At 59.1% G+C, this 23,030-nt stretch carries 17 protein-coding genes and 1 pseudogene; 1 reads left to right on the top strand and 17 read right to left on the bottom strand.

Going from position 1 to position 23,030, the window contains the following annotated elements:
* Positions 1-1,165 precede the first annotated feature (1,165 nt).
* The 5 genes from ACXAH0_RS24695 to ACXAH0_RS24675 all read right to left on the bottom strand — a co-directional run bounded on the left by ACXAH0_RS24695 (position 1,166) and on the right by ACXAH0_RS24675 (position 7,620).
* Positions 1,166-1,807, bottom strand: a complete 642-nt coding sequence (locus ACXAH0_RS24695; RefSeq protein WP_475186668.1) for an NAD(P)-dependent oxidoreductase — start codon at positions 1,805-1,807, stop codon at positions 1,166-1,168.
* Between the two features lie 31 nt (positions 1,808-1,838).
* Positions 1,839-3,503 carry a long-chain-fatty-acid--CoA ligase gene (locus ACXAH0_RS24690; RefSeq protein WP_475195871.1) on the bottom strand — a complete coding sequence of 555 codons (1,665 nt, stop codon included), beginning with the start codon at positions 3,501-3,503 and terminating at the stop codon, positions 1,839-1,841.
* Between the two features lie 67 nt (positions 3,504-3,570).
* Entirely contained in the window at positions 3,571-5,106 is a 1,536-nt protein-coding gene (locus ACXAH0_RS24685; protein ID WP_475186664.1) for a DUF2306 domain-containing protein, read from the bottom strand.
* 69 nt (positions 5,107-5,175) lie between these two features.
* Positions 5,176-5,988: a SphA family protein gene (locus tag ACXAH0_RS24680; protein ID WP_475195875.1), complete on the bottom strand. Its 813-nt coding sequence runs from the start codon at positions 5,986-5,988 to the stop codon at positions 5,176-5,178.
* A 225-nt stretch (positions 5,989-6,213) separates the two neighbouring features.
* Positions 6,214-7,620 (bottom strand): aldehyde dehydrogenase family protein, encoded by a 1,407-nt coding sequence (locus ACXAH0_RS24675; RefSeq protein ID WP_475195869.1) that lies wholly within the window; start codon positions 7,618-7,620, stop codon positions 6,214-6,216.
* A 247-nt stretch (positions 7,621-7,867) separates the two neighbouring features.
* Between ACXAH0_RS24675 and ACXAH0_RS24670 the strand changes: the two genes are divergently transcribed.
* Positions 7,868-8,404 (top strand): MarR family winged helix-turn-helix transcriptional regulator, encoded by a 537-nt coding sequence (locus ACXAH0_RS24670; protein ID WP_475186653.1) that lies wholly within the window; start codon positions 7,868-7,870, stop codon positions 8,402-8,404.
* Positions 8,405-8,758: 354 nt separating this feature from the next.
* On the opposite strand, the gene ACXAH0_RS24665 is transcribed toward ACXAH0_RS24670, so the two are convergent.
* The 12 genes and pseudogenes from ACXAH0_RS24665 to ACXAH0_RS24610 all read right to left on the bottom strand — a co-directional run.
* Complete coding sequence (locus ACXAH0_RS24665; RefSeq protein WP_475195867.1) at positions 8,759-9,712, bottom strand: MFS transporter; 954 nt, start codon at positions 9,710-9,712, stop codon at positions 8,759-8,761.
* Positions 9,713-9,949, bottom strand: coding sequence for a hypothetical protein (locus tag ACXAH0_RS24660; RefSeq protein WP_475186646.1), 237 nt, complete (start codon positions 9,947-9,949; stop codon positions 9,713-9,715). It lies immediately after the preceding gene.
* A 398-nt stretch (positions 9,950-10,347) separates the two neighbouring features.
* Entirely contained in the window at positions 10,348-11,523 is a 1,176-nt protein-coding gene (locus ACXAH0_RS24655) for an acetyl-CoA C-acyltransferase (protein WP_475186643.1), read from the bottom strand.
* Complete coding sequence (locus tag ACXAH0_RS24650) at positions 11,520-13,619, bottom strand: 3-hydroxyacyl-CoA dehydrogenase NAD-binding domain-containing protein (protein WP_475186639.1); 2,100 nt, start codon at positions 13,617-13,619, stop codon at positions 11,520-11,522. The genes ACXAH0_RS24655 and ACXAH0_RS24650 overlap by 4 nt, the downstream gene beginning before the upstream one ends.
* A gap of 171 nt (positions 13,620-13,790) precedes the next feature.
* Positions 13,791-15,596 carry a flavin-containing monooxygenase gene (locus ACXAH0_RS24645; RefSeq protein WP_475195864.1) on the bottom strand — a complete coding sequence of 602 codons (1,806 nt, stop codon included), beginning with the start codon at positions 15,594-15,596 and terminating at the stop codon, positions 13,791-13,793.
* Positions 15,597-15,623: 27 nt separating this feature from the next.
* A complete protein-coding gene (locus ACXAH0_RS24640; RefSeq protein ID WP_475195862.1) occupies positions 15,624-16,775 on the bottom strand; it encodes a serine hydrolase domain-containing protein in 1,152 nt (383 codons plus the stop codon).
* 9 nt (positions 16,776-16,784) lie between these two features.
* On the bottom strand, positions 16,785-17,615 hold the full coding sequence (locus ACXAH0_RS24635; RefSeq protein ID WP_475186626.1) for an SDR family NAD(P)-dependent oxidoreductase: 831 nt from the start codon (positions 17,613-17,615) through the stop codon (positions 16,785-16,787).
* Positions 17,616-17,636: 21 nt separating this feature from the next.
* Complete coding sequence (locus tag ACXAH0_RS24630; RefSeq protein ID WP_475195860.1) at positions 17,637-18,479, bottom strand: SDR family NAD(P)-dependent oxidoreductase; 843 nt, start codon at positions 18,477-18,479, stop codon at positions 17,637-17,639.
* On the bottom strand, positions 18,374-18,667 hold the full coding sequence (locus ACXAH0_RS24625) for an aldehyde dehydrogenase family protein (RefSeq protein ID WP_475195873.1): 294 nt from the start codon (positions 18,665-18,667) through the stop codon (positions 18,374-18,376). The genes ACXAH0_RS24630 and ACXAH0_RS24625 overlap by 106 nt, the downstream gene beginning before the upstream one ends.
* Positions 18,668-19,306: 639 nt before the next feature.
* The gene (locus tag ACXAH0_RS24620; RefSeq protein WP_475195858.1) at positions 19,307-19,741 is read right to left on the bottom strand and encodes a CopG family transcriptional regulator; all 435 of its coding nucleotides are present in this window, start codon (positions 19,739-19,741) and stop codon (positions 19,307-19,309) included.
* A gap of 5 nt (positions 19,742-19,746) precedes the next feature.
* The gene (locus ACXAH0_RS24615; RefSeq protein ID WP_475195855.1) at positions 19,747-21,732 is read right to left on the bottom strand and encodes a conjugal transfer protein TraG; all 1,986 of its coding nucleotides are present in this window, start codon (positions 21,730-21,732) and stop codon (positions 19,747-19,749) included.
* 25 nt (positions 21,733-21,757) lie between these two features.
* Positions 21,758-22,918 (bottom strand): annotated as a pseudogene (locus ACXAH0_RS24610) (DUF3363 domain-containing protein); the annotation flags it as partial.
* Positions 22,919-23,030: the final 112 nt, after the last annotated feature.

Below are 23,030 nucleotides of genomic sequence, written 5' to 3'. Positions count from 1 at the left end.
TGCACTGGGAAGAACCGCTTGCGCGCAGATCTCCCGCTTCTCCTCATCAGACCAGCTCCGCCGCTTTCTTCGCTTACTCATTAAGGGCCCTTAAATGTCCATTTAATTAAGTGGACACTTAAGGCGCAAAATCGAAAAGCGGGAGGTGGGGTTCAGCGGACGCTCACGGTGATACTTCATCCTTCACATAATTGATCCGCGTCAGCAGCTGCTCATGACTGGATCTCATCGTTTTGAAATCCTCGGCGCTGATCACTTTGTCCCTCGCGTTTCAACGACCGGTACGACAGACGCTTCATTAGGATGCGGGATAGATCGGTGAGGTCTGTCGGTCTCCCCAAAACAGCATCGTAATGTGCACGCCAGTTGGGGTTAACAGCCAGGAAACTGAAAGAGCGGCGAATAAACGAAATCATCTGAAGAAATGTGACAACGAGCGGCTGATTGGCTGCCCACGGCTATCAACTCTCCGTGGCGGAAGAGAATTTCGGCAAGCTTAGAGATCGTTCAAGACAATTGCATGAGCAATTCAGCCGTTTCTGGCATACTCTGCAAACTTAATGACCGCTTTCGCTGGAAAAATGTTGGGAGCCTTTCGCTAGCCGACGAAGGCTCTGTCCGCACAGCTGTCGTATGTTCATTCTGCAGCAAACGACCGCTCTCCGCCCATCCTGTGAATTTGCTGCGCCTTAAATGAATGTCCGCTCTCGGGGGCAACTTTCAATGCGGCGCTTGACCGAAATTGCGGCGCTTTGCTGTCGTTCATTCATTGTGCAGCGAAAGTCGAGTTTGAGCCCAAGTTGGACCTTCGGTGCTTTGCACTCAACGACTCTTTAGGGCGGGAACCGGACTTTCGCTGCGGGTGCGAACCGGCAGAGCAGCTTCGGCAGAGCAGACATCCAGTTGCCATTCGCTCACCAACAATCAGTCTCCTATTCAGCGGGTGCGAACCGGTGAAAGACCTCTTCAGGAAAGCGGACACTCACTGCGGTTTGTTTTGATGATCCCTGCGCGAGCAGGGCAGACTTTGGCGAAGATTAACAATGCCTAAAGTTGTTGTCGGACGTAGGATTAAGGTGCTTTTGCAAACAGTGCGCGTTGGTCAATTCGACCTTGGCGAACAAGATACAAGTCGGTGGAGACTAGACGGGGGAAATCGATGTCCTCAAACCTCCGAGATGACCGGCGTGCCGTGTAGATGAAGCGCTTCTTCGGCACAGTCCAGCATAAAGCCCGCGACAGTGCTGCGGCGGATCATCATGCCGTGTTTTGGTTGTTTGGCTGTGCCGACAACCAGTGATTTGTCTTTGGTCCCATTGGAAAGGCCCGTCGGGCGCACCAAGGTCCAATCCAGATCGGATGCGCGGAAGGCCTCTTCGGCAGAGTTGTGATCGGCAAAGGCGACACCAAGGTTCGTGCGCTTGATCAGCAATCGCATGATCCAAGGCGTGTCGGCAATGCTGTTGCCAACACCGATGGAAGAGAGAAAGACGACCCGTTTGACGCCTGAGGCGATGATGTTCATGGCGGCTTGGGTCAGGATTTTCTCATCCGTCAGCGGCTTGGCCCAGGGTGCGTCGGACGTCCGAGGGTTGTTCAAGGCACATAGAATGGCACCACAGCCCTGCGCCGCAGCCTTGACGTCATTGGCTTGCGTCGGAGTGCCCTGAATAACCGTCAGGCCATCCCGCGCGGGAAGGCTGCTGGCGTTGCGCACAAGGCCGATCATGTGATGGCCGCGCGCCAATCCCTGCTCAACAATATGCGTGCCGGTGCGTCCATTCGCGCCGAGAACAAGAAGCTTCATCTGGTGTCCTTTGTATCGTGGTGGTGTGCGATCAGGCTGGCAAAGCGCGCCTGTCTTCCTGATCCTGAAGCGTCCGCCAGAGGACTTTGCCAGCGCCGGATTTGGGCAGGCTTTCGACAATTTCCAGTACGCGGGGCACCTTAAAGGCCGCCATGTGGGACTGCGCCCATTTGGCAAGCTCATCCGCCGCAAGCGTCATGCCTGGCCGCAGGACCGCGACCGCTTTGACCGTCTCGCCCCGGTAGTCATCCTTGGCGCTGATCACGCACACCTCGGCAATGGCGGGGTGGTGGTAGAGGCGCGCCTCAACTTCGGTTGGCCAGACCTTGTAGCCCGAAACGTTGATCATGCGTTTGAGCCGGTCCACGATATAAATGTTGCCCGCCGCATCCAAGCGCGCCAGATCACCGGTTCTGAGGAAACGCTGGCCTTCCAAGTCGATGAAGGTTTCGGCGTCTGCCTCTTCGTTGTTCCAATACGACAGCATGATCTGCGGCCCGCTGACGACCACTTCGCCGAGATCACCAAGGGTGACCGGTTTTTGCGTGTCAGGGTCCAGCAGATGCACTTCTGTGTTCATCGTTGGAATGCCGACACAGCCAGCTTGGGGGGCATGGGGGGGATTGTTCGAGATCGGCCCCATGGTTTCGGACATTCCGTAGACTTCGACAAATTCGAGGCCCGTCAAATCATGAAGCCGCGCGGCGATGGCTTCGGGCATGGCGCTGCCGCCGCCGAAAATGAGACGCATGCTTTGAAGGTCACGTGCCTCAAGACCTTCTGTGTTCAGCAGGTCGATAACGGCTGTTGGCACAGTGCTCCAGGTGGTGACTTTGTGCTGGGCAATCAGGCGTGCCGCGGCTTTGCGGTCCCACCGAGACAGGATGACCACGGTCGCGGCCGTGGAAATCGAGACGTTCATGCCACCTTGCATGCCGACAATATGGAACATGGGCGTGACGCCCAGATGGACCTCGCTGCCGTCATGGCCGAACCATGCGGCGATACAATCCACCCCGTGCAGGCACGTGCGGTGCGTATGAACACAGCCTTTGCCGCGCCCGGTTGAGCCTGACGTGTAGGGCAAAATGCAAACGTCATCCGGTGTCAGCTTGGGTGGATCGAAGGGCAAATCGGCGGCCATGGCATCTGCCCAAGCCACAACGCCCTTAAGCGGCGCGGCGCGAGGCGCTGCGACGGTGTCAGGCAATGCGACAGTGCATGTCGGGGGCAGTTCTGATGCGTAATGGGCACAGATCACATGCTCCAACACGCCCGCGGCCATCAATGGCTGAAGTTGACCTATGACATCTTGCGCGGTCAGCATCGTGCGGATGCCGGCGTCCTCGCATACATAAGCAACTTCATCGCTGCGATACATCGGGTTCATCGGCACAACAACGCCGCCCGCGCGGATCACGCCATAGAAGGCCACGACAAATTGCGGGGCGTTTTGCATGTAAAGGCCGACCCGGTCGCCTTTTGTCACGCCGCAAACGGTCTGCAGATAGGAGGCCATCCGGGTGACTTCACCGTCAAGCTCGGCATAAGTCTTTTCTGCGCCGTAATAGATCAGGGCGGTCTTTTCGGGCCAATCTGCCGCCGCCTTGCGCAAGTTGCCGTCCAGCGTGCGCGTGATGGGCGGCAAATGTGTTGGCGCTCCGGGTGGCCAATGGTCGTATGTTCTGTGTGACATGCGCTCCCTCCAAAATAATGCGCGGCGGCCGGCCCATCGGGCCAGACCGCATGCTGTCTGACCCGCTCTAGCGAATTACGCGCGACAGTGTCTCACGGCTGATCATCAGGCCGACATAGCCGTTGAATGTCGGCACAAGGACGGCAGCCCCGGCGCCGAGGATATAACCGTGGCCTCGGTCGATGTAGTATTGCGGGATCACATCCAACGCGTACCAGAGCGCATGGCCCCAAAGCAGGATCGCGGGCGCGAAGGCAAAGTTCACCGCAAAGACCATCACCTCGCGCCAGAGGTTCGCCTTGCCCCGGCGATCGAAGTAGATAGCCAGTAGGGTGAAGCCCAAGAGCGACACGCCCGAGACCAGGTAGAACCCACCGCCCGAGGTGACGGCCATACTCGGTTCACCCAATTGGACGCCCCAGACCATCTGCTGCAGCCCTGCCAAAAACCCGCTGACATAGAAGACCATGCGCAGGGTCCGGGCGTGCTCATTTCGGATCATCAGCCAGATGCCGGATAGGATAGCCGCAGAAATCGCGACGCCGAAGCCCGCCGTTTGCAGCGACTTGCCAGCATAAAGCGCGGCGTCTGCCGCAAGGGTGGTCGCAGGCACGATGCCGCTGATGACCGTCCAGTTGCCCAGACCCGGCCAGACGACATACATCGACACGGTGCTGAGCACCACCGCCGCCGCGACAAGGCTCAGGGCCACTTTCAGGCCCACGGGCTGCGGCGCGAAGTGCACCGGCGTGCTGCGCAGAGGCGACGCCGCGCGGTTCCACGCGAACAGCACATAGCCGATCAAGAGGCACTGCCAGAAGGTCAGGATGTTGACGAGGTTGTTCACCTCGCCCTGCGTCAGATGCGGATAGATCGCCCCAAACACGGCCCAGTCATAGCGCTGGATCGGCGCGTTGAGAAATGACACGAAGGTAAAAAGTTGAAACCCGAGGTGCAGCGCGAAGTTGCGTTTGATGATGAAGTAGATCGCCAAAACCTGCGCGATGATCGTGCTGAGCGCGAGGAACCACAGCTGGATGTGAAACGCGTAGCCTTGATAGGTGTTCTCAACGCCTGCATTCACCATGTGATAGATCGCGGCGAAACTCATCGTGAAGAGGCTCACGATATAAAGCCCGCCAATCACCCGATGCGCCTTGCGGTGTTTCTTGCGAAAAGACGGCGTGAATTGAAAGATGCCGAGGATCAGCAGCGCGCCTCCAAGCACTATATGCAGGCTCAGAACCGATTTCTCGATCGGCTCCATCGCAGTGTAATACTTGATCTGGTCGGAATTGCCGTTGCTGCCGAACCCGAAATAGGTGCCTGTCACCATCGCGGTGAGGTTATTCCAAAGCGGATAGGCCTCCAGCGCCTCCTCGGCGACCTCAGCATAAGGAACGCCCTGATTGCCAGCGGCTTCCACATCATCAAATATCTGGAAATGCGCCGGGTCGTAGTTTTGCGGCAGCAATTTATAGCCTGAATCCCAAACCAAGAAGCTGTAGAACACCAAAAGCAGGCTGAACGCGCCCCAGAGAAGGGTCTTCCTGGACAAGCTGCGCTTGGCTTTGAGAGGAGGATCAATCGTTCGCACCGTCATGTCATCGCTCCCTTGCGAGATGTGAAATCCAGGCAGCGTGCAGGCCACGCTGCCCGACATGTGTGGGCGTTACTGGCCGAAGCGCGTTATGGGGATGATAGCGTTCAGCCAAAAGCGATCGCCGCCGCCGGAATTCCGCGCGCTCAGGTCTTTGCTGTACATGGCGTTGAAATTCATTGGACCGACTTGTTTGGACACCGAAAGACCAAGGCCGCTCTGTGACGCATCGCCTGCCACAAGTCCGCCATAGGCCCCGTCGGGGTTCTCATCGCTGGTGACTTGCTCACGCAGATATCCGACCGCGCCAAAGCTCCAGCCATTGCCGACGTCTTTCATGACCGTCAGGTTCAGATTGACCTCATCGCCGGATTTGTACCCGTTGTCCTCGTTCTCGAAGTTGGAAAAGTAGATCAGATGCGCTGACGCATTCCAGCCATCGCGCAGATAGCTGACCCCGACGCTGGGCGAAATGGACCAGAAGTTCTGGCCGGGGTTCACAAGGCGCGTTGCATCCCAGTCGCCGGGCGTGAAGACGCTGAGGCCAGCATTGACAAAAATCCCCGGAGCGGTTTGCCATGAGACATCAATCGGCCGAATTTCGATGCTGCCCCATCCAGAACTGGATCCGTTGGCCGGTCCAAACGGGGTGGGGACATTTTCGCCCTCAATATCAATGAACGGAAAGGACAAAAATGCGCGATACTGCCCGCCAAGCACTTCGTTTCCGGGAACAATTGCAAATTGCAGCACAGTGTCCCGGATCGTGATGTCTGTAGATGTCTCGTCTCCGTTGTCATCGAAGTCTGTTAGAAAAGACAGTCCGGATCGGCTGCTGAACGTGATGCCTGTGGCGGGGGCGGGGGCAGCGATTGGAACGCCCATTGAGGCCCCGGGCGGGATTGTCGGCAAGACCCCGGGCTCCCGGGCTGCCGCCGCGCCGGTCATAAGCATCAGTGCAAGCAGGCTTGCCGCGGCTTGCGCACGTCTTGATTTTGGTGTGTGTCTCATTGCTGTTCCTCCCGATTAAGCCCACGCGCAGCCTTGGAAGCAGGTCCTCCTCACCTGTCCCCCAAAGCGCAAAAGCGCGTGAGCGTTGGTTTTTTTTCGTTACTGGTGAATGACTTGAATGTCGGTGTTTTCCATCAGGCCCTCGTCGCCGAACTCGACGCCCAGACCGGATTTCTTTACGCCGCCAAAGGGCGCATTCGGCTGCAATGCGCCATGCTTGTTGATCCAAACGGTGCCACACTCCATGCGCAGCGCCAGCGATTTGGCTTTGTCCATGTCATTGGTCCAGATTGAACCGCCAAGGCCTGCATCGGTCGCATTCGCACGCTCTAGCGCGTCTCCGACATCGCGGTAGCGCAGGAGCGGGACAGCGGGGCCGAATTGCTCTTCGGTCACGAGCGGGTGCTGGTCATCGAGATCAGAGATGATCGTAATGTCGTGGAACTGGCCTTCGCCGGTTTCGCCGCCCAGCAGGACGGTGCCATCCTTGGCACCTGCCTGAACGAGGCGGGCGACTTTTTCGTGTTGGAACGGTGTGGTCAGCGGACCCATCACGACACCGTCGTCAAGGCCGTTGCCCATTTGCATATTTTTGGCAAACGCCACCAACTCTTGCGCGACCGCGTCATGCACGTCCTCATGCACATACATCCGCTTCATCGCGGCACAGGTCTGGCCCGTGTTGATGAAAGCGCCCCAATAGAGCCCTTCCGCAATCGCCTTGGGATCAACATCCGGCAGAATGATGCCTGCATCATTGCCGCCCAGTTCTAGCGTCAGACGCTTCATCGTGGCGGCCGCGGATTGCATCACTTTTTCGCCCGTCGCGGTAGACCCGGTAAAGACAATCTTGCGAATATCCGGGTGGGCGGACATCGCCGCACCGATATTGGTGCTTTGATCGTCAGAGGTGACGATATTTAGCACGCCTGCTGGCAGGATTTCGTTCATGATCTGCACCGCGAGCATCGTCGAGAGCGGCGTGAAAGGCGACGGTTTGATCACCACCGTATTGCCCGCGCGCAAAGCGGGCATGATGTGCCAGATGGCAATGATTAGCGGCCAGTTCCACGGCGTGATCGAGCCGACAACGCCAAGCGATTTGCGGTGCAGCTCGACCCGGCCTTCGTCATTGTCCTGCAAGACTTTGACCGGCATTTCGAGGCTCGCCGTATACCCGGCCCAGCCGACCGCGCCCGCCAGTTCGAAATGAGAGCCCAGACCGGCCAGCGGTTTGCCGTTTTCCTGCGTAAGCAATTCGGCCAATTCACCTTTGCGCGCATCCAGCGCCGCAGCGAGTGCGCCGATGGCTTTCTGACGCTCCGCATCGGGCAGAGCTGACCACGCAGGATATGCCGCCTTCGCTGCGCTGACGGCCTGATCCAGATCATCACTAGTTGCATTTGCTACCGTGCCAACTACCGCGCCCGTGGCGGGATTCAAAACGGCAAAAGCATCCCGTCCGGCGACCTGACGGCCGCCGATTGTCATGCCAAAGTCCAGCATACTATCCTCCGATTTTGCTGGTACCGCCTTTCCCAAATGGGGTTAAAGAGAATCGCCTCCTCGACGATCCGCAACTACCATTCTGAAAACGCGACCATTTTCCTCCATTTTCGCTCGCGAACATCGCCAACACGAAATACGTTATACAACTTTAATTGCGCACGCAACATTAAGTTGCGCGCGCAACTATATAGGCTAGGTGAGAGACTCTCTTGGCTTGCCTAGTGAACTACAATAAATTGATGACATGACAGCGCCCAAACATCCCACGACGTATCAAGCTATGTTTCTGGTTGACGTCGAAGACCCGGACACGGGTGAAACATTTCAAACATTCAGCATATCGCGTACGCCCGCGATGCTTCTCTCGTTTGTTGCCAATAAATTTACCGAGAACGCTTCGGCCTACTTCAAGGACAAGTTTGACATCGGCACTGTGGATTGGCGGATGTTGTTTTTGCTCGCACGGATGCCCGGCGTCACAGCAGCCGAAGCCGCCAAAACAATCGGCGTTGACAAGGGAACGGTCAGCCGCAGCGTGGCACGCCTTAGAAAAACTGAGTTGATCGTCGCTGGAGAATTGCATGTAAACGGGCGCAGCCGCGGCTTGTCCCTTAGCCCGGCGGGGCGGGTGATACATGATCAAATTTTGGCAGAGGCTATCAGTCATCAAAGCCACCTGCTCAAAGGCTTTTCAGTCGAAGAAATCAGCACGTTTTGCGATATGCTGACCCGTTTTGCGCAAAACCTGGAAGACCTTAGAGCGGACGATCTCGCATCCTGAGCCAAAACGTCCAACCTGCCATCGGCACGATCCCAAACCGTCGAAACAAGGCTATCTGCGACAAGGATGAAACCATCGCCCAACGAGCTTCTACTTTTCGCGATTGCTGTTTTTCGACACAGGCTCAACGCTGGGGAGTGGGCAGTCTGTTGAGGCCGCACCGCGACAACGCTGACCGCCCTGACTGTTTCTCATAGGCCGTCCTGTCAAATTCAAACGTTCATAAACCAGTATAATGCGTCCAGCTTCGTGATCCGGACAAAGTCGCTGTCCGGATCAAGGCTGTCGGTCTCGACCTAGATCGACTTCATTGGTTTGGAGCGTGCCATTGGAGGCCTCCTCTCAGTGTCTACTTTAGGCGGCTGTGCGCGATTTCAAAGCAAACCCCAAAACCCCGACAATGGCTGCAAAGATCGCGATGACGATCAGGGCGTTGGTCAATCCGCCCACCATGCCAGCGACAGCCAGAACAATGAGCGGGCTCAGGAAGTTGCCCAGAAAGTAGAAGGAATTGAACCGGCCTGTACCGCGCCCGCGCAGCTCAAACGGCAGGTGCATCATGATCTGCGTCACGATGCAGGGCAGCAAAAAGCCCGCCGCCAGACCGGACAAAACCGCGCCCACCAGCGTCACCGGGATCGACCCTGCAATCACGAACAGCGCGGTGCCCAAGGCAACCGCAAAAAGCCCGCCAATCAGGTTGGCCTTGAAGGAAGCATCGGCCCGCAGCCGGAAGCAGAGCGAGCCCGCGAAGATCGCAATCGAGTTCGACATCCCCATGAGTGCGATGGTCTGCGGCGAGGTTACGCCCAGATCGTTCAGCACGAATGGCATTTGCACAGGCACGATCAGGATCATGATCGCCACAACGAAAGCAAACCCATAAAGGCCAATCACAGCGCGCCACGGGAAAGCGCCGGCTGGGGCTTCTTGAACATTTTTCTTCGGCTCATGCAGCAAAAATAGGGCCAGAGGCACGCCAAGCAGGAAGATACCATAGGCGAAGAAGGGGATGTTCCAGCCCATCTCGCCCAGAACCCCGCCAAGCCCGATAAAGAAGATGCCGGACAGTGAGACGAAAACCGTCTGCAGGATCAGCCATTTCTGACGCTCCTTGCCTGCGAAATAGTCGCCGATCAGCGTTGTGGCCGTTGTCATGACGGCGGCCTCGAAAATGCCCAGCACGATCCGCGACAGCAGCAGCTGGTCCAGCGTGATCTCGGGCATCAGCGCGGGCACCATGCCGACGCATCCATAGACCGTCAGACTGACCACCAGCACCAGCTTGCGCCCGAACCGGTCAAGCACCTAGCCGATGGGGCTGGCGAAAATGGCGACCATCAGGGCGGGGATCGAAAAGGCCAGCAGGACCTTTTGTTCGGCGGCCGGGTCGAATTGCGAAAAATGCCCTACAATTGTCGGAAGAACCGGGGCCAAAAGCGCAACGGCCGCGACCGTCACAAGCGACAGGAGCCCCAATAAAATCCCCTGCGGCGCGCCGGGGTTTCTGGCAACTGCCTCTACATTCGTACCAAGTGTCGTCATATCATCCTCCCAAGATAGTCAAGACGTCGTTGTTTTTTTCGGTTAAGATCTTCTTTGGTGATCCCCAAACTGTGGAATTGGCAGCGAACACTGGGTTGGATATTGATGCCGGCCCCGAGTGGGTTCATTCCTCGCGTAGCCCTCCTGCCCCGTCGAAAGGGCCTCGCCACCCGCCAGTTTTTGAACCCAACGTGCCTTTTGCTCATCCGTCTCAAATTGCCTCAGTGCGGCAACGGCACCAGCGACATGGCAAACAGAGAAGAAAATACCATCTGGAGGAGCTTTGAAGGGTATCATGGCCGATCCAGCAGAACAGGCAGCGTGACAGGCCAGCGGAGTCCGAGAACGACCCTCATCGACACGATTGGCGCTGGCTCCGGCGGTCATGTCCTGTCTCCTCAGACGATCTCAAACAGGGCGGCGGCGCCTTGGCCGCCGCCGATGCACATGGTGACGACGGCGTATTTTGCGCCGCGGCGTTTGCCTTCGATCAGGGCGTGGCCGGTCATGCGAGCGCCTGAGACGCCGTAGGGGTGGCCCACCGCGATTGCGCCGCCGTTGACGTTCATTTTCTCGTCCGGAATGCCAAGCTCGTCGCGGCAGTAGAGGACCTGTACGGCGAAGGCCTCGTTTAACTCCCACAGGTCGATGTCATCGACGGTGAGGCCTGCGTTTTTCAAAAGCTTCGGCACGGCGAACACCGGGCCAATCCCCATCTCGTCCGGCTCGCAGCCCGCCACGGCAAAGCCGCGATAGATCCCCATCGGGGTTGCACCGATCTGAGCCGCTTTCTTGTCCGACATCATCACGCAGGCCGAGGCCCCGTCCGAGAACTGGCTGGCATTGCCTGCAGCAATGGACCCGCCGGGAAAGACCGAGCGGATGCCTTTGATGCCTTCCAGCGTGCTGTCCGGGCGGATGCCCTCATCGGCGGTCACGGTGACCTCACGCGTGAAGATGCCGTTTTTTATATCGGCCATGGCCATGGGCACGGTGATCGGCACGATCTCATCGTCGAACTTGCCCGCCTTGGCCGCGGCGGCGGCGCGCTGCTGGCTCGCCAGCCCATACTCGTCCATCCGGTCCCGGTCGATGCTGTAGCGCTTGGCCACCTGTTCGGCGGTCTGCACCATGTTCCAGTACATCTCTGGCTTGTTAACCTGCAGCCAGCCTTCTTCCAGCATATGCGTGTTCATCTCGTTCTGAACGCAAGAGATGCTTTCAACCCCACCTGCCACGAGCACGTCACTTTCGCCGTTGCGGATGGCGTTGCCGGCGGTGGCAATGGCTTGCAGGCCGGAGGAACAGAACCGGTTGATGGTCATGCCAGCAGCGCTAACCGGCAGGCCCGCGCGAATGCCCGCTTGCCGCGCGATGTTGAACCCTGTCGCGCCTTCGGGGTTCGCACAGCCGAGGATCACGTCCTCGACATCGCCGCCGTCTACGCCAGCGCGCCGAGCGGCCTCTGCAATGACATGTCCGCCCAAGGTCGCCCCATGGGTCATGTTGAACGCGCCCTTCCAGGACTTTGCCAGCCCGGTCCGCGCGGTTGAGACGATAACGGCGTCGGTCATGCGGCCACCTCATATTTGGAGATTTTCTCGCCTGTCTCGGCGAGCTTGCTGAGCAGCGGATGCGGATTGAACACGCTCGGATCGCCATGGGAATTGGCGGCGTAACGCTTCATCTCGCGGATCATGGTCGCCAGCCCGAACTGATCGCCAAAGAACAGCGGCCCGCCCCGGAAACGCGGAAAGCCAAAGCCGGACAGATAGGCCATATCGATATCTGAACCGCGCAGGGCGATGCCTTCGTCCAAGATCGCCGCAGCCTCATTGATCAGCGGGAAGATGCAGCGCTGCACGATTTCCTCGTCGCTGATCTTGCGGCGCGTGACACCCAGATCGCTTGAGACCCCTTCGATCAGGTCTTGGAGCTCGGGGTTTGGGACCGGTTTGCGTGACTTGGTCGAATAATCATACCAGCCCATCCCAGACTTCTGGCCGAACCAGCCCTTTTCGCACAAGGCATCAGGAATACGCGGCATGATCCGATTGGGGCTCGTTTTGCGACGCTCCTGACGAGCGTGCCACGGAATATCGTTGCCGACCAAGTCATTCATCCGGAAGGGGCCCATGGCCATGCCCCATTTCTCAAGCGCCTTGTCGATCTGGGCGGGCGTTGCACCTTCTTCGACAAGGAACATGGCCTGATTGACGTATTCTTCGATCATCCGATTGGCGATGAAACCATCGCAGACGCCCGCGACCACGGGGACTTTGCGCAGCCGTTTGGCAAGGGCGAGTGCGGTGGCAAGCACCTCATCGGAGGTCTCAGCGCCGCGCACAATCTCCAGCAGTTTCATGATGTTGGCGGGGCTGAAGAAATGCAGGCCCAGCACGTCGCCGGGGCGTTTGGTGACAGAGGCGATCTCATCAACGTTCAGCGTTGAGGTGTTGGTCGCCAGCACCGCGCCCGGTTTCAGAACGCCATCGAGCGTTTCAAAGACAGCCTTCTTGACCGCCATCTTTTCGACCACCGCTTCGATCACCAAATCACAACCGGCAATCTCAGAATACTCCGAAGCGGTCGTCAGCGCGGCCAGATGCGCGTCGCGCTTCTCAGCCGTCAAGCGGCCCTTATCGACGCGCCGGTCCCAGGTCTTCGCACAATGGGCGACACCGCGGTCCAGCGCCTCTGCGTTCAGGTCCAGCAGCTGCACCTTGATCCCGGCCTCGACCAGCGCAATGGCGATGCCCGCGCCCATGGTGCCCGCGCCGATCACGGCGGCGGTCTTCACGTCTCGGGCCGCTTTTGGGTCAACGCCCGGTACGTTTGTGACTTTCCGTCCAGACAGGAAGGCATAGCGGAACGGCGCGCTTTCGTCTGCACCTGTGAGCCTGTGAAACGCCTTGAATTCGTTCCGAAGAGCCTGTTCGACGGGCGTCGTAAATATTTCTTCCACCGCATCAATGATGGGCATCAGCCCGGGTGCGCGGCGCGGGTCGTTTTGGGCCGCACCGCGTGCAAACTGCAGATAGCCGGCGTAATTGGGATGAGAGACGGAGCGCTCCGACAAAAGCGGCATAGGGCGCTGATCGGCAACCTCACGCGCGAAGGCCACAGCGTCTTCCAGCAGATCGCCCTCGGCAATTCTGTCCACCAGCCCCTCTGGCGCTTTGGCCGCCGGGAACACCTTGCCCGAGAGCATCAGGTTCAACCCCGTCTCTAACCCAACCGCGCGCGGCAACCGCTGCGTGCCACCCGCACCAGGCATCAAGCCGATAGTGACCTCTGGCAGACCAAGCAGCGTCTTGGGGGCCGCGATTCGGTAATGGCATGCCATCGCCAGCTCCAGCCCGCCGCCCAAGGCAGAGCCATCCATCGCGGCAATCACAGGCACCGACAGCGCCTCAATCGCGTCCAGCACAGTATCGTGCAGGCTCGGCTCGGCGAAGGGTGTCGGACCATCCAAATCGTTTACATCGGCCCCTGCAGAAAAGGCACGATCATTACCGATCAAGATCACAGCCTTGCAGGTTTGGTCCTCAGCAGCCGCGTCAAGTTCCCGCACGAGCGCCTTGCGCAGCGGGGCGGCGACGCAGTTCAGCTTGCCATCATCCATGACAATGATGCGCAGGTCGTCCCGGACGGTCGTCGTGACTGGCATAATGCCTCCTCCTCAATATTCTTGACTATGTTTGAGCGGTCGCTTGACGGTTTTCAGTCAACTTGAACGACCGCTGACAGATGGCGGACACACATGTATCCGCCATCCGAAGAGAACCAGAGCAGCGCAAGTTTTGCTCTGTCGGGCGTCCTTCGCGAACGCAAGCGGCCTCTAGGCTTCGAACATCAGTCCTTTGAACTCGCCAGAGCGTCGCCAACTCTCCATCATCTTGAAGAAAGCGCGTGGACCGTCCGGGCTGCCCTGATACGAGGCGAGCCGTTCATTGGTCTGCCCTTCATGGGATAGCAGGCCAGGCGTGCAATCGCGCAGGTCGGGAAAGGGTGGCGAATTGACGATGATGTCAGTCCAGGCCGCCTCATGCGCTGGATCGACCGCGAAATTGGCTAGATCGCTGCTCTCCATATGCTGAACGATTGTCGACATGGTCTCTGCGATGTCGCTCCAACCCGTTGGGATATTGGGCGCAAACTCGGCCCCTTGTGCGAGTTGGGCGACAAACAGGTTCGGAAAGCCAGCCACCTGCATCCCATACAAGCTGCGCACGCCATCTTTCCAATGCTCTTTGAGATCCACGCCATCAGCGCCCTTGACCTCAAATCTCAGCACCGCCTCGGCGCCTTTCCCGAACTCATAGCCCGACGCGTAGATGATGCAGTCGACTTCATGCTCAACACCGTTTGCGACGACGCCCCGTTCCGTGATCTCGGCGACGCCTTGGCCCCCGGTGTCGACCAGATGGGTGCTGGGCCTGTTGAACGCCGGCAAATAGGTGTCGTTGAACGTCGGTCGCTTACAGGCGGCCCGGTACCAAGGCTTCAGGTGCTCTGCCGTCTCCTTGTCTGTCACTACGGTGTCGATCACCGCATGCGCCCCTGCCAGCAGCTCGACCTCTGCCTTCTCAACAGACGCCATCACGGCTTCTGGGCTCATTTGATCCGGCGGAACCGACACGATGGCGTTGCGGATCGTGGTGGCGAAATGCGTGAACGCGTCGTCGAACAGAGCCTCGACGGGTCCCATACTGTAAGGCTGCCCCCACATGCCCGACCAAGTCAGAGCAAAGTTCTCATGGTAGCGCTTCTGCCAGCCGGGTGTCGCGATGGATTGGAACCAGTCGGGATCCATAGGCGCGTTGTTGCGCGGATATACCGCCGAGGGCGTGCGCTGGAAGACGAAGGTTTCTTTGGCCGAAGCGGAGACCGGGTCGACACACTGGATGGCGGTGGCGCCTGTGCCGATCACCGCGACGCGTTTATCCGCCAGCTTGCTCAGAGCAGTATCGCCCGGTGCGCCGCCGGTATAGTCATAATCCCATCTAGCGGCGTGAAAGCTTTTGCCCTCGAAGCGATCAATGCCGGGTATGCCAGGAAATTTTGGCGTCGAGAGAAAGCCCAGACCCATGCCCAGATATTTGGAGGTGAACGCGTCGCCGCGATCTGTCTTCACGCGCCAGAGGTTTTCCTTTTCGTCCCAGACCGCGCTGGTGACGCCGGTGTGAAACAACGCCTTCTCATAAAGATCAAAGTGGCGCCCGATGCGGTGGCAATGCTCTAGGATCTCGGGCTGATGCGCGAATTTCTGCGTCGGCATATGCCCGGTCTCTTCCAGAAGAGGAAGATAGATAAGCGCAGGGCTGTCACACATCAGGCCCGGGTAACGGTTCCAGTACCAGACGCCGCCGAAGTCTCCGGCGCGGTCGACGATCCGCACATCGCGCACGCCCTTTTGGGCAAGCGACGCACCGGCGAGAAGCCCCGCCCAACCACCACCAATAAAGGTGAAGGTCACATGGTCTGTAACGGGTTCGCGCTCAGTTCGCTCGGTCCACGGATCGTGCTCCATCTCCTCGGTCGCGACGCGATACTGCGACGCGCCGTCGGCCCGCAGGCGTTTATCGCGCTCTTCGGCGAAACGTTTGCGCGCGGTTTCAATATCGATTGGGGAAAACTCGGTCATGGTGTGCTGTTCCTTTGGACTGTCCGATCAAGCCGCCGCTTCGCGGGACTGCAATTGATCGAAGAGGGTCAGATAGGCGATGCTGTTCTCACTTCCGAGAATGCCCGCGTCCATCCGGTGCATTGTGTAGGCAAAGGTGCTGACGCGCTCCGTATCGCTGACGAGCAGGCTGCCTCCGGCGCCGGCGCTGACAAAGCTGCGCCGCGGGGCGACGAACGGAATGAAACCGGCGGCGGCAAGCGGAAAGCCCAAACCCCAGGAGATCTTCTCGCCCGCCACAAGGTCGACGCCTTCCTGCTGCGGCACCAGCGCCTGTTCAATCGTCTCGCGCTTGAGCAGCCGCTTGCCGTCGATCTCGCCGCCATGGGAAAAGACCGAAAGGATCTTCGCCATCGAGCGCGCATTGCCTTGGCCATTCGCAGCGCCGACCTCTGCCGTGCGCCATGCGATGCTGTTGGCCGCCATGGGAAACGGCGCGGGGCCCATGAAAGCTTTGAAGGCGATGCTGTCGGCAGGCGGCGGCGGGGGCGGAGGGGCCGCAGACCAGGTCTCGGCCACACGCCCGATTTCGGTCAGCGGCAACCCGATGTGATAGTCCGCGCCCAACGGCTCGGCGATCTCTTCGCGAAAGAAGGCCGAAAGCGAGCGCCCGGTTATATTCTTGATCAATGCGCCGATAGGATGGCCGAAGCTCAGCACATGATAGCCGGACGCCTCGCCGGGGCGCCACCAGGGCGCTTGCGCCGCCAGGCGATCCGTCGATGCCTCAAGATCACATAGATCGATCATGTCAATCGGTTGGTCCCATCCGGCAAGACCGGAACTGTGCGACAGAAGATGGCGCACCAGAACATCCGCCTTTCCGTTGGCGGCGAACTCCGGCCAGTATTTTGCAACCGGGGCATCAACGTCAAGTTCCCCGCGATCGACAAGCATCAACGCCGCGAGCGCTGTCATACCCTTGGTAATCGACCACGTGTTTACGAGTGTGTCTTCGCGCCAGGGCCGTTTGCCCATTGGGTCGGCGCTGCCTCCCCACAGGTCGACAACGAGGTGACCTTCCTCGACGATGGCCAAGGATCCGCCGGACTCTTCGCCCGTGGAAAGTCGGCGGTCGAATTCGTGACGCAGTTCCACGTAGCGCGGATCGCAGACGCCTTGAGACAATTGTTTTGTCATGTCTTTTTCCTATTGGCTGGGGTCGAGGGGGGGCGTGACAAGGTTGGTGATCCCGGCCTCTACGGCCGAAATACCGCCATCCACCGTCAGAACAGCGCCGGTCATGAAGGACGAGTCTTCGGAGGCAAGGAACGCGATGGCGGCGGCGATCTCTTCGGCCTCGGCCCAGCGTTTGAGGGGGGAGAGCCTGACGACCTCCTTTGTCACGCGTTCGGTCGGCATGCCCAGCATGCCGCTCAGCATGTCGAAGACGCGATCGTTCATAGCGCTCTTGGTCAGACCGGGACAGATTGCATTGCAACGGATGTTTTCCGCCCCGTGGTCGATGGCGATTGATCGGTTCATCGCCAACATCCCCGCCTTGGCCGTACCGTAGGCGATTTGCTGGGGGCACCCGAGAATGCCGCCTATGGACGAGACCAGGACAATAGAGCCGCCGCCTTTGGCGCGCAGTGCAGGCAACGCCGCTTTCGTCGCGAGCAGCGCGCCGTCGAGATTGACGGAGAGCAGATCGCGCCACGCATCCATCTCAACCGCTTCGGCCCCGCCTCCAAGCGCATACCCCGCACTGACAACCAACGAGTCGAGACCGCCATGCGCGTCTATCGCCAACTGCGCCGCCCGGTTCAGCAGATCCGTGTCGCGTGCATCGCCTCCAAACGCCGTCCCGCCGGTGCGTTCAGCGACGTCGCGCGCCGCGCTTTCATTGAGATCCAGCACGATCGGGTGCCCGCCTTCAGCTGCGACCCGCGCCGCCGTCGCGGCGCCAATGCCCGATCCGCCCCCCGTGATGAGAACCGTCTGGCCGTCGAAGCGACGGCTCTTGATTTCGTTTTGCATTTTTTCCTCCCTCTCTTCTGGTTATTCGTTCAGCATTTCAGGATCGGTCGGTGCGGGAAGCGAAAGCGCGTCGAGATATTTGGCGCGTCCTTTGCTGAACATTTCGGTTTGCTCGGGATGCGTCGAGATCCAGAAATTTCCCTGTACGGCCCCGGCCAAAATGCGCTCCGCCGCTTCGTCCGCAGGCATACCGCTCTGCTCCTGATAGGCGCTCAAGAACTGCTGCTGTTCGACATCGCGGTCGGTCGCCAAGATAGAATCATCAAAGATCCGAGTGGTGACCAGAGCCGGCACGGCGACGGCGACATGGATAGGGGTAGGCTGCGCTTTCATCTCAAGATAAAGGCTCTCTGTGAAAGAGAGCACGGCGTGTTTGGTCGTGAAGTAGGGCGACAGGCCCGGCGCTGTGCTGAAGGATGCAAGAGAACAAACATTGACGATGAAAGCTTCTTTATTCGCCGCCGTCATCGCAGGGGCAAAGGCTTTTACGCCGTGGATCACGCCGTAGAGATTGACCTTGATCCCTTTGTCCCAGTCCTCGGCGCTGATGTCGCAAATTGCGCCCATGATGCTGATTCCAGCGTTATTCACCAGTAGCGTGACATCGCCGAAAGCCGATCGCGTCTTCTCGGCCAGTGTCTGCATCGACGCAAAGTCGGTGACGTCCGTCTGCACGAACAGAGCGTCGCCGCCAGCGGCTTGGATCTCTGACGCGACGCGCATGCCACGTTGTTCGGAGATCTCCGCCACAACAACCTTCATCCCGGCCTGAGCCGCCCGGTTTGCCAGCGCCTCTCCGATCCCGCTGCCAGCGCCGGTGATGACGGCCACGCCGCCCTTAAACTTAGTAAGATCAACATCCATTCTTTCTTTCCTCCCTTAAGCGCGCGCTTCGCCAATGCTCCGGCGGTTTGCTGCCTGTCTTCATCTGGCAAAGCCAACCAGGCGGGATATGCCGCCTTGGTGGCGCTGACCGCCTGATCCAGATCATCTTTTGTTGCGTTCGCTATCGTGCCGACACCCGCGCCAGAGGCAGGGTTCAAAACGGCAATAGTGTGCTGTCCGGCGACCTGACGGCCGCCGATTGTCGTGCCAATATCCGGCGTAGACTCCTCCGATCGTATTGGAAACGCTGTTCAGGGCTGCGGATATTGAGAATCGGACGGTCTGCCGATCAAACCCAAGGTTCTGAAAGTGTTACCAATTTCCTCCATTTTTTTGCTCGCGAACGTCGCCAGCGAAAATGAAGATAGGAGGTTAATGTTGCAAAGGCAACAATAAGTTGTCTACGCAACATATCTGCACTATGCGAGGTACTATCCCTTGGATAGGCTTCTAAAATACAACGAAAATTGATCCAGCCTGGCCGCTAGTGGTCGGAATCTATGCCACGTTCCAAGAGGAACTCAGCGACATTTTCTTGCCTTCCAACAACGTCAGCACTGCCCGTGGAATGTGAGTTCAATCACCTTAAGATCGTGCATGAGCAGCGAACGGCCGCTCTTGCGGGCCGCAACGCAGCGACTTTAGTCGATGTTCAATGTCCGCAAAGGGCCGTTTGTTCCATTTGATCGAAAGTCCGAAAGGTCCGCCTTGCGAACTTTTGCCCTGAACGCAACGAACGGCCGCTTTCGGGATTGGATCGAAAACTTCTCAACGACCGATATGAGGGCGCAGTGCTGACTGTCAGCTTAAGCATCTTCTCCCGCAGCCAGAACATCCTCGGAAATCTCCTGCCTCAGCTTCGGTCCTTTCGCCAATCTTCTCCCCAGCGCGGTGACGAAGGCATCGTACCGCTCACCGGCCTTGGCGCGTGCGGCCTGTGCAGCCGGTTCCGGAAGTGCCGGAGTCGTCGCAAGCCAGAAGCGCACAAAGATGGCCAGGGTCTCGACAGAAATCCCGAGATCCCGCTCAAGCCGGGTCATCCGCCGATCAATCTGGTCGAGGCGTTTGGTGATAGCCGCCTCACGCCGCTCATCTGCGTCCGGTGACAGAAAGGAGGCAATAGCGGCCTCGACGACCAGTGACTGTGAGAGATCCCGGCGTACTGCGTAGTCGGACAGCATCTTCATGACATCCTGGTCGAGATAGGCAGAGATCTGGGCCTTCTTCTTGCGAGCCCCCATGGCCGTCAAAGCTCCATGCCATCGCCGGGATCGAGCGAGACTTGACGTGCCACACCTTGCAGGACCCGGGTCATCCGGCTGGACCGGGCGGTGTCATCCTCACTGTCATCAGTCAGATCAATCTCAAATTCGTTTTCGCTCGGGGCTTTCTCTTCGACAGGCTCAACTCTGCCGAGTTCCGGTTGGTGCCGGCGTTCAGACCCCGTTGGATCCTCGTCCTCTGCAGCCATTTCCGACGCTCTTAGGCTGACTTCGGGAGTCGCAGGAAGTAACAGGTTGCTCCAATCATCGCTCTGTTTTTGGACGGCCGAAGCTGGCTCGGGCGGCGGCAGGATACGTTCGCTGAACCGCTTGTCCTCGTAGTATCGAGCCTTTTTCGCCCGGATCGGCGGTGTGCCGGCGACCATGACGATCTCATCGGTTGGCGGAAGCTGCATGATTTCGCCAGGGGTCAGCAATTGGTGTGCGGTCTCGGACCGGGAGACCATCAGATGACCGAGCCAGGGGCTCAGCCGGTGACCGGCATAGTTCTTCATCGCCTTCATCTCTGTCGCAGTGCCCAAAGCATCGGAAACACGCTTGGCGGTCCGCTCGTCATTCGTGGCGAAGCTGACGCGGACGTGGCAATTGTCGAGGATCGAATTGTTTGGCCCGTAGGCCTTCTCGATCTGGTTCAGCGATTGCGCGATCAGGAAACTCTTGAGGCCATAGCCGGCCATGAAGGCGAGAGCAGACTCAAAAAAATCCAAACGGCCCAATGCCGGAAACTCATCGAGCATCAGAAGGAGCCTATGACGACCCGTATTGGCCTGCAGGTCTTCCGTAAGCCGGCGGCCGATCTGATTGAGAATCAGACGGATCAGCGGTTTGGTGCGATTGATGTCCGACGGCGGCACCACGAGGTAAAGGCTCGTGGGGCTTGGGCCTCCCACCATGTCGGCAATCCGCCAGTCGCATCGACGCGTCACTTCGGCCACAACGGGATCCCGGTAAAGCCCCAAAAACGACATGGCCGTCGACAACACACCGGATCGCTCGTTCTCTGATTTGTTCAGCAGTTCCCGTGCCGCACTGGCAATCACCGCGTGCGGTCCGGCTTCGCCCAGATGGGCTGTCTTCATCATTGCCGCCAAGGTCGACTCGATCGGACGTTTCGGGTCGGACAGGAAAGCCGCGACTCCTGCGAGTGTCTTCTCTTTCTCGGCATAAAGAACATGCAGGATCGCGCCGACGAGAAGCGCATGAGAGGTTTTCTCCCAGTGGTTCCGCTTTTCGAGGGAACCTTCCGGATCCACCAGGATGTCCGCGATATTCTGAACGTCGCGTACTTCCCATTCGCCTCGCCGGACTTCGAGTAACGGATTGTAGGCGGCCGATTTCGGATTGGTGGGATCGAACAGCAGAACCCGGCCGTGTTTTGCACGAAAGCCGGCGGTAAGCTGCCAGTTTTCCCCCTTGATATCGTGAACGATGGCCGAGCCCGGCCAGGTCAGCAGCGACGGGACGACCAGTCCGACGCCCTTGCCTGACCGTGTGGGCGCAAAACAGAGCACATGTTCCGGACCATCATGGCGGAGATAGTCTTCCTCGTAGCAGCCAAGAATGACACCATCAGAAGTTAGAAGGTTCGCCGCTCTCACCTCTTGCCTATCGGCCCAACGAGCAGACCCGTAGGTCTCAACGCGTTTTGCTTCGCGCGCGCGCCAGACCGACATGCTGATGGCAACGGCAATGGATAGAAATCCGCCGGACGCGGCTATGACGGCGCCGCGCAGAAAAACTCCAGGCGCATAGGCATCATAGAAATACCACCACCAGAAAAATGCCGGCGGATAGTAGACCGGCCAACTGGCCACTTCGAACCAGGGAGTTCCGAGCTGCGCCTGAAAGCCCAGTCTCCAGGCAACATATTGCGTTGCGCCCCAGACGGTGAGAGTGACGATGAGAGAGACCGCCAAAAGCTGGCCCCAGAGGATTTTTGTCGCAGACATTGTGGCACTCCCGATCGATCAGATTTTAAAGCCCGAGCCCTCGCTTGCGCCCGAAGCTCCAGTCCACACCGGCATCCGGGCGGGCAACGCCGGAGACATGAAGGCCGCGGTGTTTCTCGAGCGAAGGCGTCCAGGGCACGAGCTGGAACCCAAGGCCGTCATCGATCATGGCGAAGCGGCCGGAGGCGAGGTCAAAGCGTTGGCGGTAGGTGCCTGCGACATGCTCACCGAAAGCAGCACGGCTGAATGGCTGCCCGGTCTCGGCTGCCAGTCTCTCGCCAAGGGCACCAAGTTCGCGTCGACGTAGCGTCTCGAGAAGGCTTCGGGCGAAGGTGATACGCTGACCCTTCCGCTCGGCAAGGCCCTCCTCAATCAGATGCTCTGCCCGGCGCTCAAGAGCGTCTCTGACCTCAGCTCCAAAACCACCCTCCGAGAGCGCAACAGGTTCGCGGGCGATATTCTGCCGGTCGAGCCAAGTGGCACCTGAGGCGGTGACCTGCCGCTCAATGTCGAGATCGGAACGGACCGCTAGCGCTACACGTAGCTGCCCACGCGCATCATCAAATTTTCGGAGCTCAACAATCGACCCCGGCGCGCTGTTGCCAGTTGCATCAATATCGGGAAGCCTGATGTGGTGCGTCCGGCCGTCGACACCGTCGACGACAGCATAAGCAGATCCTTTCAGCTCATCGTCGAGACCGCGTGTGACCAACCGGCCGATGATGGGCGTGTCCAGACCTTCGGCCGCAAGGACGTAACTTGCCGACCCGCGTTCGATACCCCGACCAGTCAGGGCCCGGTGCATCCGCTTGATGATGTCGCCGCGCTCGCCGAGTTCCCGCAATGTGGCTTCCGCGCCGTCGCCAATCACCCATTGACCAGGACCGATCTGTTCAGCCAGGCCAAGCGCCTCCAGCTTGCGCAGGCGTCCAACCTTCAGGGCGTGGTATTCGTCCGGCTGCCGGGCTGGGTCGGGCGCCATGTCAATGATGCCGGTTCTGCGACCGTCACGAAGAAGCTGACGGTCAAGCTGGGTCCAGCGTTCGGCCTCGACCTGGCGCTCCAGATGGTTACGGATATCGAGATCGGTGCGCGGTCCAAGCTCCAATGTCGCCAGATCCTGGGCACGGGCCCGCATGCCTTCCCTGATGTAATCCCGGGAGATCACCAGGTCCTGGCCGTCATCATGGACCTGTCACGGTTTGTTTCCGCCCCGAGTTCTCATTTAAGCGGCCCTGGCTTCGAATGCCAATGGGCTTTTCCATGCCAAAGCCGAGTGCCTTCTGCGCGGATTGTAG

This window comes from Roseibium sp. AWQ4_290, assembly GCF_056160985.1.
The sequence above is the reverse complement of the archived record's forward strand: the minus strand, read 5'-3'. Positions and strand labels throughout refer to the sequence as shown.